This is a genomic window from Butyrivibrio sp. M55 (assembly GCF_900116865.1).
In the GTDB taxonomy this organism is placed as follows: domain Bacteria; phylum Bacillota; class Clostridia; order Lachnospirales; family Lachnospiraceae; genus Butyrivibrio.
Map to the genome: position 1 here is coordinate 275,094 of NZ_FPCD01000002.1, position 16,148 is coordinate 291,241.

The following is a 16,148-nucleotide window of genomic DNA, read 5'->3' on the forward strand; positions in this document are numbered from 1 at the left end:
AATGGTGAATATTAGGGAGATAGTACTTAACATTCTGATGGAGTACGACAAGGACGGCGGCAGGAAAACTACGCTTTTAAAGGATGCGCTTGAAAAATACGATTATCTTGAAACAAGAGACAAAGCGTTTATCAAAAGAGTGGTTGAGGGCTGCCTTGAGAGAAATATACAGATAGACTATGTTATAGATTCTTTTTCCAAGACAGAGGTAAAAAAGATGCAGCCTCTGATCAGAAGTCTTATAAGAATGGGAACGTACCAGATAATGTTTATGGACAGCATTCCCGACAGCGCAGCATGTAACGAGGCGGTTAAACTTGCGCAGAAGCATAAGTTTGCGGGACTCAAGGGTTTTGTGAACGGCGTTCTCAGAAATATTTCAAGGAATAAAGAAAATATTTCATATCCGGATAAAACGCAGAACGGGGGAGCAGACTATCTTTCGGTGCTCTATTCGGTTCCTGTCTGGCTTTGCAAGATGTGGCTTACTGAGTACGGCTTTGAAAGAACCGAAGGAATGCTTAAGTTCTTCCTTGAACCTCGCCCCACAGCCATCAGGTGCACAGTGGACCACAGGGACGGGGTTAGTGGACCATCCGATATGGAAATTGCAACGGAAAATGCCAATAAGCTCAAGAAAGAGCTTGAGGATGCCGGAGTTGTTGTAAAAGAGAACCCGATCCTGCCATATGCTCTTGAACTTGAGAAGACTGATAACATTAAGTATCTTCCCGGATATGCGGAAGGAAGATTTGCGGTTCAGGACGTAAGTTCTATGCTTGTGACTGAGATTGCCGGTATTTTAAAAGGACATACAGTCATTGATGTATGTGCCGCTCCCGGTGGAAAGAGCATGCATGCGGCGCAGAAAGTCGGCGCGGACGGAAAGGTCTTTTCCCGAGACGTATCGGTGTCCAAGAAAGAGCTTATTGCAGAGAATGCCGCCAGACTTGGACTTGATAACATCACGATAGAGGTCGTCGATGCCAAAATTCACGATGATAACATGAAGAGAAATGCTGATTATCTCTATCTCGATGTTCCTTGCTCAGGACTTGGAATCATAGGAAGAAAGAGCGATATCAAGCATAATATCAAAAAAGAAAAACTGACCGAACTTACCAAACTTCAGTGGGATATCGTAAAGTCTTGCTGGGACTATGTTAAGGTCGGCGGAACGCTTATGTATTCTACATGTACGGTAAATAAGGCCGAGAATGAGCAGATGATCACAAGAATCTGCAACGAATTGCCTTTTGAGCCTGTGGATATCACAAATGTACTTCCGAAGTACATCCTTGAGAACGATAAATACAACATAAAAGATACAGCAAAGAAGGGCTACATACAGCTTCTTCCCGGAGAATTCGGAACAGACGGGTTCTTCATTGCGAAGCTTAAGAGAGTGGTGAAATAAAGCGTGCTTATATTTATGTGGTATTAAATTGTTTGACGATGCTGAAAGTTGATGATAGTATATTAAATGAAAAGGTGCTACCGGTAGACGGTTAGTCCCAAGATGAATAAACGTTGTGATAACCGCTTAGTTTCTCAGGCCAGGCGGTTATTTTTGTGTCTTGGAATCATGCTTTCCATGCATATAACCAAGACTATAAAAAGTCGCACACAGCGCAAGCACTGCGATAAGATTAATGGAAAGAATTATGAGTGATTACATTTTAGGAAAAGAAAACAGAATAGATATAAAGTCGCTTAATTTTGATGAACTTACAACATTCATCAAGGAAATCGGTGAGCCTACGTTCAGAGCTAAGCAGCTCTATGACTGGATGCATGTGAAACAGGTAAGAAGCTGTGACGAGATGAAGAATATCCCGAAATCTTTGAAAGAAAAAATTCTTGAAAAGTGTACGTACACATCGCATGATATTGTGCAGGTTCAGGAATCTAAGATTGACGGTACCAAGAAATTCTTGTTTGGATTGTCGGACGGAAACGTTATAGAGAGCGTTTTCATGAAGTACAAGTTTGGTAACAGCGTTTGCGTATCATCTCAGGTTGGATGCAGGATGGGATGCAGGTTCTGCGCGTCGACAATTGACGGCGTTGTGCGAAATCTTTTGCCCTCGGAGATACTTGATCAGATATACGCGATAGCATGTTACACAGGGGAAAAGATATCCAGAGTCGTTGTCATGGGTAGCGGAGAGCCGCTTGATAACTATGATAATCTGCTTAAGTTCATTGAGCTTCTTTCAGATGAGCATGGAATGAATCTCGGGCAGCGCAATCTCACGGTATCTACATGTGGTATCGTGCCAAAAATCTTGGAACTTGCGGAAAAGAAATTGTCCATAAATCTGGCACTTTCTCTTCATGCATCCAATAACGACAAGCGAAAAGAGCTAATGCCCATCGCGAACAAGTATGAGATTCACGAAGTTTTGAATGCCTGCAAGACCTATTTTGACAAGACGGGAAGACAGCTTACTTTTGAGTATTCACTTGTTGCGGGAGTTAATGATTCTGACGAGGATGCGGTTGAACTATCTACGCTCTTGTCGGGGCTTAACTGCGTTGTAAACCTTATTCCTGTGAATCCGATAAAAGAAAGAGATTTCAAACCTACTGATCGTTCTCATGCGGTTAAGTTTAAGGAAAAGCTTGAAAAGAGCAGGATAAATGCGACAATTCGAAGAGAGATGGGCAGGGACATAGACGGAGCCTGTGGCCAGCTCAGAAGAAGATATGTCGGGGAGAAGAGACAGTAATTTTCCTATATTGAAAATGAACATCTTCCTCAAGATGGTCTGCGTTGTGTTCATTTATAGCATATTTCAGCAAAATGAGTCTTTAATGAAGGCTTTTATTCTGCCACTTTTTTTATTTTGCCCATAAAGGCAGTTGATTTTTGGGGTGTTATTCTGCCTATATCAAGACAGCTGAGAATATAGGCATTTGAATTATGAATTAGGTTAATGCCTATATGAAGGTGTTGAAGAATAGAGGCAGCTGATTTTTAAGTAATCTTTCTGCCTCTATTGTTATAAACACTTAGAGAGGCAGAAAGACATTGGCAAAATAAACTGCCTATATCGATAAGATGAGGGTTAGGGGCAGAACAGAATATAATTAAAATACACTTCCGCTTATGCATAATAGTGCTCAGACACTTGTTTTTTATTGAATAGCGAAATGTTTTTACCCCTTGAAATCGATTGTGGTGCCGACGGTGCGCTCGGAAGCGGCCATGATCTTGTTTGAGGAGCTGTTGTAAGAGTAGGTCTGTACTTTGGAAAGAAGCTCTTCCATTGAATCAGCTTCGAACATAACATATTTCTCATCATTGACTTCATCAATATCATTATCAGATTTGCTCTTATCAGGTTCAGCTTTTTCGGCTTTTTTGTCCTTTGCCTTCTGAATATGATCTTCGCGGGCTTCTTTTTCGGCTTCTTTCTTTTCCTTTGCTTTCTCAGCTTTCTTTTCTGCGGCCTTCTTCTCGATGCGCTTCTTCTGCAGATCCAGAGAATCACTAACTGTAGCAAAGAAACTCTCTTTTCCGTTTGAATCGACGGACATTCCGAAATTCTTTATGTTTGCTCCGCTGCTTGTAAGGCCCATCTTTGCCTGTAACATTTTTGCCTGAGATGAAGCGATGATACCTTCATATTTCTTGCGGAAATCCTCGTCGGTAGCCATCCTCTCGAGTTTTTCTTCATCTATAAGAACCACCATCTTGTTGGCATTGCCGTACGCGGCAGCATTCTGCTGAACCTGCGCTTTCATATCCTTACTGACGGTGATGAATTCCATGTTGTGATATTTTGCTTTGAGTTTATCAAGGTAATCTTTAGCCTTATCTGAAAGCTCCACGTTTCCGATAGTCATGCCGTAATCGGTCATAGAGGGAACGAGTGAACTCTTGGTATCTATCGGGCTCCATGACTTTAACTCGGTTTTTGCTGGCTGGGATGATTTAGCGGCATTTGCCTGATTGTTTTTATTTGTATAAGAAGTTTTATTGATTTCCGAGCTTCCTCCGGATGAGGAAATACTGTTAATTCCTGACATATTCTTTTTACCTCCTTGTAAAAAACGCTCCGGTAAATTGTCATAAAACATAGAGCGTATCAGTGCTGACATCCGTTTCAAATACAATGAGCGAATACTTACCCATTTCTTATTTTTATTATCGACGGAAGCGTTTGGTATATGAAGAGGAAAAGTATAAAATAAATATAAAAATTGCCTTGTTCATAGTTTTTCTGAATGTTATATTCAAAAATAAATAGGTTGGATGGGAGTGTTTATCAATGGTCGGAAACTACAAAGTAGTCACATTATGCGGAAGTACACGTTTTAAGAACGAATTTATGGAAGCTCAGAAGAAACTGACATTGGATGGAAAAATCGTTATCAGCGTAGGGCTTTTTGGCCATTCAGGTGATAAAGAAGTTTGGGAAAGCATGGACGAGGGAACACTTACAAAGACAAAAGAAATGCTTGATGATATGCATAAGAGAAAGATAGATATGGCTGATGAGATTTTTGTGATAAATGTCGGAGGCTATATCGGAGACAGCACAAGATCAGAGATTGAATATGCAAAAGAACATGGAAAGACCATTTCATATCTGGAAGGAGAAAAACTATGACAGAGATCGAAGCAATCAAGGCCAGACATTCGGTTAGAAGTTATAAGCGGGGCATGATCGAGCCGGAGAAGGTTATTCAGCTAAGGGCGAAGATAGCAGAGCTTAATGCTGAAGGCGGACTGCGCATGCAGTTTATTGAAGATGCGGGAAATACATATAATAAGCTCTTGAACAGGGCTATGGGACTTGGCTCGGCGCCGAGTGTTATCGCATGTGTCGGTAAAGATGCGGCGGATCTGGAGACTAGGATTGGTTACTACGGCGAGAAGCTGGTTCTTTTTGCACAGAGTCTGGGACTAAACACTTGCTGGACCGGAACTTTTAATCACAAGACGATACCTGCCGAGGTCGCTCCCGATGAAAAGCTTGTTATAGCTATTGCCATAGGCTATGGCAAGGATCAGGGCAAGGCGCGCAAGTCTAAGACTGCGGAGCAGATTGTTGAGGCAGCAGGAGAGCGTCCCGATTGGTTTGATAAAGGTGTTGAGCTGGCTCTTTTGGCCCCAACTGCGATAAATCAGCAGAAGTTTGCGATTAAGCTTACGGATGGTGAAAATGTTGAATTTGTCGATAAGGGTGGCCCATACAGCAAGATAGATATCGGTATCGTAAAGTGCCATTTTGAAATCGGTTCGGGGAGAAAGTTCTGATTATTTCTGGGGTTGACGAAATATCGAAACTTAAAAAAATTCCGATTATGAGTTAGAATAGAACTCAAGTGATTGGAAAGAAAAGGAAAGGAGTAATGGTCATTTTCGGATGACCATGATAACAGGGGAATGGACAAGAAAAAGATAGCAACAATAGTGGAGATAGTACCGATAGTATCGGCAGTTTTGAATTTTATCTTTTTATATGCTTTTGAGGACTCAAACTTAATAAGAGCATTAAATTCAATTACAATGTTTTTTGCATTTTTTGGCTTTGTGTTCTTTTTTGTGGGACGTTCATTGGGAAAAGGCGACAAGACTGTAAAGATCTTAGGTATATTTGATATATTTGCGACGGTATCGGTTATAGCGATATATATTTTGGCATTCCTTGCGATGGCAATGTAAAAGTGATCGCGCTCGATACATAAAAATGGGGATATAAAGGCATTTGATGACTAAAATATGAAAAGATTGCAAATACAATATCAAACACTTATAATTGCTAAAGACTATAAAGTTGGTTATAATTAGGAGTGAAATGAGCAGGGATGTTTATAGCGCCTGTAAACTACTTTGCAGGAAGCTTTTGGAGGAGAAAATGTAGTACCTGCTTATTTTGTATGTGTATGATGAAAAAGGGTTTGTGGAGGATGTTGGTTTGTTAAAGACTTTTTCCGTGACGGATATTGGAAAGAAGCGAAAGCTTAATCAGGATTATATCTTTTCCTCAGACAGAAAAATCGGTAATCTTTCCAATGTGTTTATTGTTGCGGACGGCATGGGAGGTCACAACGCAGGTGACTATGCGTCCAGGTATACGGTTGACACAATGGTAGAAGAGATAGAGAAGTCTTTTGAACAGAGTCCTGTTAAGATTCTGGAGAACGCGATTAAGATAGCGAATCGCAACCTCAGAGAAAAAGCGGCAGAAAACCCGTCGCTCTTTGGTATGGGAACAACGGTTGTCGCATGTACGGTTATCGGCAGGTATTTGCAAGTAGCGAATGTCGGTGACAGCAGGCTCTACGTCATCAATGATAAAATCACCCAGATAACAAGAGACCATTCCCTTGTGGAAGAGATGGTCAGAATGGGCGGAATTGATAGAGAAACTGCTCGGACACATCTTGATAAAAATATTATCACGAGGGCAATCGGTGCCACGGAAACTGTAGACATCGATTTTTTTACAGTGGAACTTAATCGAGGGGATATCGTCCTTATGTGCTCGGACGGTCTCACGAATATGCTTGAAGATGAAGAAATCCGCATGATTGTCAGCGGTCAGCGAGACATTATAGAGAAGGCCCAGAAGCTGGTTGTCGCGGCAAATAATAACGGAGGCAAGGATAATATAGCAGTTATCCTGATAGAACCCTTTGCCGATGAACCCACTCGCGATGGAGGACTGAATGATTAAAATAGGTATGGTGATCGGAGATCGCTACGAGGTGCTTGAAAAGATTGGCACCGGCGGAATGTCCGATGTGTATAAAGCAAAAGATCATAAACTTAATCGTCTTGTTGCGGTAAAAATACTGAAACAGGAATTTTCCGAGAACGAGAATTTTGTAGCAAAGTTTCGTGTTGAGGCGCAGTCAACAGCAGGGCTTATGCATCCTAACATCGTAAATGTGTATGATGTTGGTGACGAGGACGGTATCAACTATATCGTCATGGAGCTTGTAGACGGAATCACTCTCAAAAAATATATTGAGAAAAAGGTCAGACTCTCTGTAAAAGAGGCTGTCAGCATTGCTATACAGGTTGCCATGGGTCTTGAGGCTGCACATAATAACAATATCATTCACAGAGATATCAAGCCTCAGAACATTATGATATCCAAAGATGGTAAGGTTAAGGTTACAGACTTTGGTATTGCAAAAGCAGCTACAAGTAACACCATCACCTCCAATGTCATGGGATCGGTACATTATACTTCTCCCGAGCAGGCAAGAGGCGGATACAGCGATGCCAAGAGTGATATTTACTCACTTGGTATCACACTTTTTGAGATGCTTACCGGAAGAGTTCCTTTTAACGGGGACACTACCGTTGCAATAGCTATTAAGCATATTCAGGAGGAACTTCCCACACCGGCGGACTTTAACGAAGAAATTCCTATCAGTGTGGAAAAGATTGTTCTTAAATGTTGTCAAAAGAGTCCTGACAGAAGATATCAGAATGCAGCCGAGCTTATTCAGGACCTTAAGAAATCACTTATTACACCTGACAAGGATTTTGTATCTATGGTAGATCCCGATGAGGACGGTGTAACCAGAGTTGCTTCCGATGAGGAGGTGAGGCATGTGAAGAATAGAGATCCACGTATGCCTGAACCTGAGCAGATGAGGCTCAAACGCGATGTAGTCAGAGAATATGAACAGGATGACTATGACGATTACGATAGAGAAATAAGAAAATACGGCAGAGATTACGAAGACGACGATGCCGATGAAGAAGAGGAAGACTATTATTACCGCGAAGAGCATGACAGAAGACGCAGAGGAACAATGCAGGAAGATGGTAAAATCGAGAGAATTACATCTTCAATAGCCATTGTGATGGCGGTAATAGTTGCTCTTGTTGTTGTCTTGCTTGTGGCAAGAGGAATCGGACTTTTCGGAACAATTGATTCTAACGAAGGTTCTTCAGGTGCAAGTAATGCCAAGGTTGCAGCCGAGGACAGTGACAAGGGAAAAGTTCCGGATGTAGTCGGAAAGACATATGCCGAGGCAAAGTCATTACTTGAAGATGACAGAGGCTATAAGGTAAAAAAAGAAGCTGATAAAGATAACACCAAACCCAACAATACCGTTGTATCAACATCACCTGCGGCCGGAGAGAAGCTTGATAAAGGCTCTACGATCACTGTGTATGTAAGTAACGGTTCAAATTATAAGGGAAAAGCAGATGCATCATCTGAGTCGTCTTCAATGGAAGGCGAAATCGAAGTTCCGGATCTTGTCGGACTTGAGACAGATGAGGCTATGGCTGTATTGGTAGAAGCAGGACTTGAACTTGGAACAGCCAAGGATGTTAAGAATTCCGATCCTAAGCTTATAGATAAGGTTTGCAGACAGATTCCCGAAGCCGGAAAGAAAGTTAAGGAAGGAACTGTTGTACATATAGAGGTATCTACAGGCCCCGGTGAAGTTTCGTATTCATTTAAGGCGAATTTACCTGCACCTGAAGGCGGAGAAGCACCTTATAATCCCGGAGATAAAGTGCATGTATCAATCACTTCATCAGATGGAGCGGTACTTCGTGAGTTTGATACAACTTCATTCCCGTATCCTGTTGATATCAGTGGTATTAAAACACCTACGGGAGTGGTGAGTTATACATATTATGTTTCTGTACCTGCACAGGAACCTGATGCGGGCTTTGTACCGAAGCAGGTTGATGTTCAGACACGAGCCCAGTTTACACAGGAGACCCATTAATGCAGGGAAAGATAATTAAAGGAATTGCCGGCTTTTACTACATAGAAACTCATGATGAGAAAATCTATGAATGTAAAGCAAAGGGCATCTTTAGAAAAGATAATGTAAAACCGCTGGTTGGCGATAATGTCATGATAGACATTATCGACGAAGAGAATAAAAAGGGGAATATCACAGAGATACTTCCCCGCAAGAACCGGCTTTTAAGACCGCCTGTTGCCAATGTGGATCAGGCGGTTATTTTGTTTGCCATAGTTAAGCCGGATCCCAATTACAACCTGCTCGATCGTTTTCTTATCATGATGAGACAGCAGAATCTCCCCGTCATAATCTGTTTCAACAAGCAGGATATTGCAACGGAGGAAGAACAGCTGGAACTTTATAATGCCTACGAGAAGTGTGGCTATAAAGTCCTTTTCATAAGTGTCAAAGAGGACAAGGGACTTGATGAGTTAAAAGAGCTCCTTCGAGGCAAGACTACAACTCTTGCGGGACCAAGCGGAGTCGGCAAGTCATCTCTTTTAAACAAACTTGTACCCGATGCGCTTATGCAGACAGGAGAGCTTAGCCGTAAGATAGACAGGGGAAAAAATACGACGAGACATTCGGAACTCTTTTTCGTAAGCGAGCTTTCAGATGGTGACGATGAGACATATCTCTTTGATACTCCCGGATTTACGTCGCTTAACTTAAATGATGTCACGACAGACAATCTTATGCAGTACTATCCTGAATTTGAGGAGTTTGAGCCCGAGTGCAGGTTCGGTGGCTGCTCGCATATCGCAGAACCTGACTGCGGCGTAAAGAATGCGCTTAGCGAAGGCAAGATTTCTGCAGTTCGCTATGAGAATTACAAGATAATATACGAAGATCTGAAAAACGCCCGACCCGATTACAGCAAGAAGGCAAGGCGATGACTTGAATAAATGCAATATGATATGCGTTTTTCTATTAGAGAGGAAAACGTGCAAGATAAGCTTTAGATGAGGAATACAGATGAAGATATACGTTACAAGACACGGACAGACTGACTATAACAAAAAAGAACTGATGCAGGGAAGAAGCGATATTCCTTTGAACGAAACGGGAATGGAGCAGGCACATGCAACTAAGGCAAAAGTTGGTGATGTTAAGTTTGATGCCGTGTATGCCAGTCCACTTATAAGAGCGGTGCAGACGGCGTCGATAATAGGAGATATAGATCCTTCAGAGATAATAAAAGATGAACGAATCATTGAGGCAGACTTTGGCAGATATGAAGCTGTAAATTACTACAAAGTAGCCCTTCCCATGACAGCGTATTGGACGCTTCCTGAAATTTTTCCGGCTCCGTCAGGAGTGGAGACTATAAAGGAAATGGTCGATCGTACCAGATCTTTCCTCACAGAACTTGAGCAAAAAGATTATGAAAACGTACTCGTTGTCTGCCACGGCGGAATTATTCGTCCCATTCGCGGCTACTTCGAAAACGCCAAGCGCGGTTACATCTGGCGTCCACGTCCCAAGAACTGCGAAATTTTCGTCTACGAATCAAATAACGGCAAACACAGCTTAGTGCAGGATATTCTTTAAGAAATCTAAGTGAATGTTGAGAAAGAAAAACTGAAATAAGGAAAACTTTAACCGAATACATCATCGATAAAGTAAAAGGTATCAGTATATAAGGCGTACTTTCACAGTATTTTTGTGAATTGCAACATTCAAGAGCATAAAAAGACGGAGTAATTTATTCTGTTTTTCAATCCATTGTTTGAGCCCATTTATGGGCGAGTTTGGATTGAAAGAATAAATTCCTCCGTCTTTATATGCCTTGAATGTCAACGAACAAAACTCACTGTGAAAGTACGCCTTATATACTGATACCTTGACCTTCTCGCATAACCTATCGGTTAAAGAATCACATCACTCATTCGGAAGAGTCTCAGCACGCTCTGCAATATTCTGCTTGAAGTTTATTACGTCGTGGTCATACTCTTCATCCATGAAACTCGAGTGGAGAAGAAAATCAGCCGTAGCCTTGTTGTTTGCAAAAGGAATATCGTATACCTGTGCAATTCTCATAAGAGCCTTAACGTCAGGGTCGTGAGGAGCTGCTGTGAGAGGATCTGAGAAGAATACTACGAAATTGATCTTTCCTTCTACGATCTTTGCACCGATCTGCTGATCGCCGCCAAGAGGGCCTGAATTATATCCGCGTACAGGAAGATTTGTGGCATCTGTGATCATTCTTGCCGTTGTACCTGTGCCGCAGAGAAAATGCTTTTTTAATGTCTCGGCATTATCTTTGCACCATTTGATAAGCTCAGGCTTTTTGCCGTCATGAGCGATAAGTGCAATTGATTTCTGCTTCGGAATTGTAAGTGTAATTGTATCTGACATGAAAACTCCTCCTTAATTTGAGCGTTATTTCTTTATCTCTTTTTTCCAAAATACACCATAAACATAATAGTGTCAAAGATGTAGTTTGTTAACTTTTTTGACCTTTTTGACCTGAGCCCTTATAATTACGTTATGAGAAGATATGATTATGAATATAATAGAAAAAGTAAAATATGGATTATTCTACTACTACTGATTGTTTTAGTGGTATGCTTTTCAGGTTGCGGCGCGGATTTTCTTTCTCGGTTTGAGGGAACAGAAGAAATTGCATCCGGGCTTTCAACTGTTTCTGAAGCCATGACGGGAGTTGTTTCCGATGCAAGTTCGTATCTTGAGTCCGAATTCGGCATTGGCATAGAAATAGACGGATTGAATGATACTAAAACTGAAACAAAGAAGAAACTCAAAAAAGGTGTTGAGAAGGCAAAAGAAGTAAAAGAACAATTGGATGAGGAAGGAATTTTGAGTGCCCCTTCCGACATAAATCTTCACGATGTTGACGGAAAGGGCAAAAATTACGCTTTTACCTATGACGGAGAAGAGTATTCGGCAGTATACACCAAGGATAACTGGAAGATAATCAACTCATATAAGATTGCAAATAATGAGGATATGAAGATTATCTGCTCGGCTTTGATAGAGGAGCACCCCGTACACGGAAGCGACATGGAGTCGTACAGAACGCCTGATGATATGGCTTACGAGTGGGAGCAGCACAATCTTGCATATGCATTTCTTCCGGATGACAACAGATGGAAAGCAAGAACTAAGGACGTAGATCTGAACCCTGAGGATCAGGGACTTTCTTTCACTGAGATTTATGAGAGACAGACAGGAAAGCAAATGACAATTGATGAGCTTATGAAGCACATGAAGGAAGGATAACTTTTATGACTTATTTTACGTGTTTTTTTCTTGATGATGAAAAAGATATCATAGTAAGTCTGTACAAAGATCTTGATAAGATGTGGTATGTGCTTTCAACGCCAAATCACCACACAGGAAACCTTATAAGGAACCTCGCCGCGATATGCAAACTGAATCTTTCTGAGGATGAGAACGGGATGCTTGTTGCAAAGGGCGAGGTTCCCTGTTTTATTGACGGAAACAATGAAGAGAGCTACATATTCAGCTTGCGTGATGTAGAGATAGCCAAGATCTTTCCGGATAAAAGAGTTGAAGTCATGGCTTCGGTTCCGGCAATCGCCAAGACACTGATGAGCCAGACCAAGAACTATCAGCTTGACCTTAACAAGACTGTTTTCAAGACTTATATAAACAAGAATCTTAAGTTCAGGACCGATCTTCATACGCATATGAACGGCAACCTCCCTGCGGATATTCTTATCGCGCTCGGAATCTATCATCAGATCAGATATCCTTTGTATTATGTAAAAAAACTGAATCTCGAGCTCACTGAGAAGCAGTGGATCAAGGTTCTCAAGAACAGGGAGAAAGTCGCAAGGCAGTTCTCATCATCTGAACTACAGGGCAAATATCTTGATAGAAAAATAGATGACAACACCTTTATCAACTTTGCGGATCTTATCCTTAATAACTTAAATGACGCGGAGCTGAACATTGTTAAGATCAGAGGCTCTCTTGCCGTTATCAAGGACGGACAGGCCGTTTTTACCAATCTTGAGAAGGTTTACATTTACAGATATATCTTTACCAAGGGAAAAGAATGTGATGAAAAGATAGATATTCACAGCGTTTCCCAGATTCCCGACGAAGATGTGAAAAGAGTTTTGGAAAAGATGTTGATGGACAAAGAAACGGAAGAATACTGTCACAATACTCTTTTTCAGGATAAGCTCCTGTGGATTGCAAGGAATTACAAAAGGCAGGGCATCTACTACGCAGAGATAAGCGATACGACTCTTGTAAAAAAATATGAGTCGATCGATATGCTTAGGCAGGTGCACGAGGTTATGCCTAGTATCCACAGAGAGACGGGAGTCATGATCAGATTTCTTGCCGCTATGCGAAGGATACCGCTTACAATCATCAAAGATGCTGTAACTCCGGCAAATTATCTTGAGCAGAACCTCGAAGTTCTGAAGGCAACGGCACTTGATCCGTATGTTGCGGGATGCGACTTCGTGGGAGAAGAGATAAATGACATCATAACTTTGAAGCCTGCTTTTAAAGAGATAGTGAAGATCGCGGCCAAAGATCCTTCTTTTGTGATAAGAGTTCATGCGGGAGAGAACGACAGCCAGAAAGATAACATCTCGCACAGCATACAGTGTGTACGAGAATCACTTGCTACGGGACAGCAGATGCCACGTATGAGACTTGGACACGGACTTTATACCTACAGCCCGAGGTCTCAGAAGGGAAAAGAAGTCCTTAAACAGCTTAAGGAAAACGGCGTGGTTCTTGAGTTTCAGCTTACGAGTAACGTACGACTTAATAACCTTAATTCACTTGATAAGCACCCTTTGAAGCAATATCTGAAACAGGGGCTTAAGTGTGTTCAGGGAACCGACGGAGCGGCTCTTTACGGAACAAATTCAGTGGATGAGCAGCTTTCACTTGTTAAGATGCTGGGACTTTCTGATAACGACATAAGCCTAATGAAACAGGCAGAGACAGAGATAATAGAGATAAGCAGAGCATCATATGCGGCCAAGAAAGAAGCGTTCAATGCTCTTATAAAAGACAGAGATATGGAAGAAGTGCTTCTTGAGAAGATGAAAGCCGTTAAGATATCGAAAAAGAGACCTTCTTCAAAAGATCTTTTGCTCGATGCCAATAAAGAACTCAAGGATCGCATAAGAGAAATTTCCTGGTCACATTTCCCGGTCGTACTTCTTGGAGGCAGCTTTAATACAGAGAACAGAGCTACAAGAGTTACCAAGGAAGGCGCCGCGCAGCTTGATGCTCTTATGGATAAGCTTAGTCCGGAAGAAGTCTGCTTTGTCATAGGACATAAGCTGTCCGGATATGAAAAGTACCTTCTTGATAACAATAAGAAGAATTTCATTGTATATGCGGTTGTTCCTGCCATGATCACCGAGAAGGAAAAAGAGATGCTTCTTTCCTATAATGTAAGGATCAGAGTTTCTACGGAGACTCAGGGAATGGGAATCTACAAGAGCTTTAACTATGAGATATTTGAGAGAAGACCATCGATGGTTGTAGCCTTTGACGGAAACAGCGCCGCCGCAAATCTCATTCAGGAAGCCAAGAACGGAAAAGGAAAATCTCACATTTTGGTCTGGGGACATTCCAAGACACTTCGTCAAAAAGCTCTTTCATTGAAAGGATATGTAGACATTTTTGACGAAGAAATGACCCTGGGGGACGGGGTTATTGGACCAAAAATTTGATAGTAAGTAAAGAAAGTGTATGTGCTGCAAATGCAGTAACTGTGCGGGGTACCATTATGGAACCCCGCTTTTTGATGTCTTTTTCTTGTAAAAAAATATGAGTCGAGAGATACTTATCTCAACATCTGCAGGTGAAAAAATAAATTTTGAAAGGAACGGTTTTGTTATGGTCGAATTTGGTGAGCAACTCAGAAGTGCGAGAGAGATAAAAGGATTGACGCAAAAAGCACTGGCCGATCAATTATATGTAACAAGGCAGACGGTTTCCAGATGGGAGTGCGGAGAGCGTTATCCGGATATTATCACATTAAAGAAATTATCTCAGGTTTTGAGTGTCAGCCTTGACGACCTTTTATCCGGAAAGGAGATGACTAAAGTGGCGGAAAAGAATCCTGTAGTGGAAAATAAGACAATTAATAATATTACGAGTGTTTTGTATGCGTTTGTGGTGATAATGCTATTTATGGGAATTGCCGGAGAGGTGGCCCTATATTTTGTTAGCGCATATACAAGATTTGGATTTGATTTTTATCTTCCAAGATTTATAAGAAGTATAGAAAGTATAGTTTTATTTGTTATTTTTGCTTATGGTTTATATAACCAAATACTTGATAAGCTGACACCCAAAATAATCGGAATAATTCTTACTTCGTATTTTGCGGTTTATGTTTTAATGAATGGTATTGTTGATATTTTTGGTGGGAATTATCAGATAACAGATTTTATTTCAGGAGAAGAAAGCAAAGCAGTTTTGATGTCATTTTTGATGAATGTTGCACTTTATATATTGTGCATTTCTATAATTCCCGGTATTTTAGGGGGACTGGCGTCTTACTCTTTCTTTATACGCGGTAAAAACTCCAAGAAATGGGAACTTATGATTATAATATCCGCGGCATTGAGAATACTTGATACTATTATCACATTTATCAAAAGATTTAAGGTGGAAAAGTTTTATACAGCGAACTCCTCAACGGCTACCCTTGGAGAGGCTGTTGGGAATGTAAATGAAATAATAGCCGGTTTTATGCTTGGTATTGCATTTACGGCTCTGATTATATATCAGACATACACTTTGTACAGAAAGCGCAGAATGGCTATGGATCTAAGCAACGAAGAGCAGCTTGTGGAAGCCACGGTGCAATGAGACGGGTATTACGCCACAGAATTTCCTAAGAGGATTTTCTGTGGTGTTTTCTTTTTAAAAAAGCAGGTGCCATTCCTTTTTGAAAAAGCAACATAAAATGTGACGTTGAAACCTTGATTTTACCGCATGTCACCATATTGGAGCGCCCATTTTCCGATGCGTTGCTTGTAATATTCCAGGCTGAAAATGATACTGAAGATATCTTCTTTGAAAGCGAAAAAGCAGAATTTATGTTGAATATATTTTTTTGAAGAATCATGGGAGGAATATAGTTATGTCAGCATTGATTTTATTGTTTGGAAATATTATAGGTGTTTATCATTTGTTCTTGGGAGTATTTTTATTTGTCTGGTTATTTGTGTTTTTCGTAATTGGGGATAGTTACGATATGAGCGATGATGTTCTTGCGAGCATAAAAGAAAAATAGACAACCCGATTTTATGCATAATCTTTACCAAACGGCATAGATACGCGAAACTATCAAAAAAGACAAAAATTGAGATGTTTCATAACAGAAAATAAGAAGCATTCATAAAAATACGGGCATATAATTTCTATTTGGTTAT

15 protein-coding genes and 1 pseudogene are annotated in these 16,148 nt (G+C 41.0%); 14 read left to right on the forward strand and 2 right to left on the reverse strand.

Annotated features, from left to right (window positions below; all coding sequences use genetic code 11):
* Position 1 precedes the first annotated feature (1 nt).
* Together rsmB and rlmN are read left to right on the forward strand one after the other, a co-directional pair.
* Complete coding sequence (gene rsmB, locus BM398_RS03630) at positions 2-1,417, forward strand: 16S rRNA (cytosine(967)-C(5))-methyltransferase RsmB (protein WP_092336453.1); 1,416 nt, start codon at positions 2-4, stop codon at positions 1,415-1,417.
* Positions 1,418-1,664: 247 nt separating this feature from the next.
* Positions 1,665-2,732, forward strand: coding sequence for a dual-specificity RNA methyltransferase RlmN (gene rlmN, locus BM398_RS03635; RefSeq protein ID WP_092336454.1), 1,068 nt, complete (start codon positions 1,665-1,667; stop codon positions 2,730-2,732).
* A gap of 430 nt (positions 2,733-3,162) precedes the next feature.
* On the opposite strand, the gene BM398_RS03640 is transcribed toward rlmN, so the two are convergent.
* Positions 3,163-4,035, reverse strand: a complete 873-nt coding sequence (locus BM398_RS03640) for a DUF6033 family protein (RefSeq protein WP_092336455.1) — start codon at positions 4,033-4,035, stop codon at positions 3,163-3,165.
* A gap of 242 nt (positions 4,036-4,277) precedes the next feature.
* On the opposite strand from BM398_RS03640, the gene BM398_RS03645 reads away from it, so the two are divergent.
* The 7 genes from BM398_RS03645 to BM398_RS03675 all read left to right on the forward strand — a co-directional run bounded on the left by BM398_RS03645 (position 4,278) and on the right by BM398_RS03675 (position 10,290).
* On the forward strand, positions 4,278-4,619 hold the full coding sequence (locus BM398_RS03645; protein WP_092336456.1) for a hypothetical protein: 342 nt from the start codon (positions 4,278-4,280) through the stop codon (positions 4,617-4,619).
* Entirely contained in the window at positions 4,616-5,269 is a 654-nt protein-coding gene (locus tag BM398_RS03650) for a nitroreductase family protein (RefSeq protein WP_092336457.1), read from the forward strand. The genes BM398_RS03645 and BM398_RS03650 overlap by 4 nt, the downstream gene beginning before the upstream one ends.
* Positions 5,270-5,398: 129 nt before the next feature.
* Positions 5,399-5,677, forward strand: a complete 279-nt coding sequence (locus BM398_RS03655; RefSeq protein WP_092336458.1) for a hypothetical protein — start codon at positions 5,399-5,401, stop codon at positions 5,675-5,677.
* A 253-nt stretch (positions 5,678-5,930) separates the two neighbouring features.
* Positions 5,931-6,692: a Stp1/IreP family PP2C-type Ser/Thr phosphatase gene (locus BM398_RS03660; RefSeq protein ID WP_092336568.1), complete on the forward strand. Its 762-nt coding sequence runs from the start codon at positions 5,931-5,933 to the stop codon at positions 6,690-6,692.
* Positions 6,685-8,718, forward strand: coding sequence for a Stk1 family PASTA domain-containing Ser/Thr kinase (gene pknB / locus BM398_RS03665; protein ID WP_092336459.1), 2,034 nt, complete (start codon positions 6,685-6,687; stop codon positions 8,716-8,718). Before BM398_RS03660 ends, pknB begins: the two co-directional genes overlap by 8 nt.
* A complete protein-coding gene (gene rsgA, locus BM398_RS03670; protein ID WP_092336460.1) occupies positions 8,718-9,635 on the forward strand; it encodes a ribosome small subunit-dependent GTPase A in 918 nt (305 codons plus the stop codon). The genes pknB and rsgA overlap by 1 nt, the downstream gene beginning before the upstream one ends.
* 79 nt (positions 9,636-9,714) lie before the next feature.
* Entirely contained in the window at positions 9,715-10,290 is a 576-nt protein-coding gene (locus BM398_RS03675; protein ID WP_092336461.1) for a histidine phosphatase family protein, read from the forward strand.
* A 330-nt stretch (positions 10,291-10,620) separates the two neighbouring features.
* On the opposite strand, the gene BM398_RS03680 is transcribed toward BM398_RS03675, so the two are convergent.
* On the reverse strand, positions 10,621-11,097 hold the full coding sequence (locus BM398_RS03680) for a methylglyoxal synthase (RefSeq protein WP_092336462.1): 477 nt from the start codon (positions 11,095-11,097) through the stop codon (positions 10,621-10,623).
* A 204-nt stretch (positions 11,098-11,301) separates the two neighbouring features.
* Between BM398_RS03680 and BM398_RS03685 the strand changes: the two genes are divergently transcribed.
* The 5 genes and pseudogenes from BM398_RS03685 (at position 11,302) to BM398_RS17070 (ending at position 16,009) form a co-directional block, all read left to right on the forward strand.
* Complete coding sequence (locus BM398_RS03685; RefSeq protein WP_092336463.1) at positions 11,302-11,982, forward strand: hypothetical protein; 681 nt, start codon at positions 11,302-11,304, stop codon at positions 11,980-11,982.
* A 5-nt stretch (positions 11,983-11,987) separates the two neighbouring features.
* On the forward strand, positions 11,988-14,435 hold the full coding sequence (locus BM398_RS03690; protein ID WP_092336464.1) for an amidohydrolase family protein: 2,448 nt from the start codon (positions 11,988-11,990) through the stop codon (positions 14,433-14,435).
* A gap of 166 nt (positions 14,436-14,601) precedes the next feature.
* Positions 14,602-14,787, forward strand: a pseudogene (locus BM398_RS17640) (helix-turn-helix domain-containing protein); the annotation flags it as partial.
* A 24-nt stretch (positions 14,788-14,811) separates the two neighbouring features.
* On the forward strand, positions 14,812-15,582 hold the full coding sequence (locus BM398_RS03695; RefSeq protein ID WP_242949753.1) for a hypothetical protein: 771 nt from the start codon (positions 14,812-14,814) through the stop codon (positions 15,580-15,582).
* Positions 15,583-15,856: 274 nt separating this feature from the next.
* Positions 15,857-16,009, forward strand: coding sequence for a hypothetical protein (locus tag BM398_RS17070; RefSeq protein ID WP_155833766.1), 153 nt, complete (start codon positions 15,857-15,859; stop codon positions 16,007-16,009).
* The last annotated feature ends 139 nt before the right edge of the window (positions 16,010-16,148 follow it).

What these genes read in the sequence shown, in the direction of transcription:
- BM398_RS03640 (WP_092336455.1), bottom strand. Translation starts at nt 4,035, where the DNA reads ATGTCAGGAATTAACAGTATTTCCTCATCCGGAGGAAGCTCGGAAATC.
- BM398_RS03690 (WP_092336464.1), top strand. Translation starts at nt 11,988, where the DNA reads ATGACTTATTTTACGTGTTTTTTTCTTGATGATGAAAAAGATATCATA.
- rsgA (WP_092336460.1), top strand. Translation starts at nt 8,718, where the DNA reads ATGCAGGGAAAGATAATTAAAGGAATTGCCGGCTTTTACTACATAGAA.
- BM398_RS17070 (WP_155833766.1), top strand. Translation starts at nt 15,857, where the DNA reads ATGTCAGCATTGATTTTATTGTTTGGAAATATTATAGGTGTTTATCAT.
- BM398_RS03655 (WP_092336458.1), top strand. Translation starts at nt 5,399, where the DNA reads ATGGACAAGAAAAAGATAGCAACAATAGTGGAGATAGTACCGATAGTA.
- BM398_RS03645 (WP_092336456.1), top strand. Translation starts at nt 4,278, where the DNA reads ATGGTCGGAAACTACAAAGTAGTCACATTATGCGGAAGTACACGTTTT.
- rlmN (WP_092336454.1), top strand. Translation starts at nt 1,665, where the DNA reads ATGAGTGATTACATTTTAGGAAAAGAAAACAGAATAGATATAAAGTCG.
- BM398_RS03650 (WP_092336457.1), top strand. Translation starts at nt 4,616, where the DNA reads ATGACAGAGATCGAAGCAATCAAGGCCAGACATTCGGTTAGAAGTTAT.
- rsmB (WP_092336453.1), top strand. Translation starts at nt 2, where the DNA reads ATGGTGAATATTAGGGAGATAGTACTTAACATTCTGATGGAGTACGAC.
- BM398_RS03680 (WP_092336462.1), bottom strand. Translation starts at nt 11,097, where the DNA reads ATGTCAGATACAATTACACTTACAATTCCGAAGCAGAAATCAATTGCA.
- BM398_RS03675 (WP_092336461.1), top strand. Translation starts at nt 9,715, where the DNA reads ATGAAGATATACGTTACAAGACACGGACAGACTGACTATAACAAAAAA.
- pknB (WP_092336459.1), top strand. Translation starts at nt 6,685, where the DNA reads ATGATTAAAATAGGTATGGTGATCGGAGATCGCTACGAGGTGCTTGAA.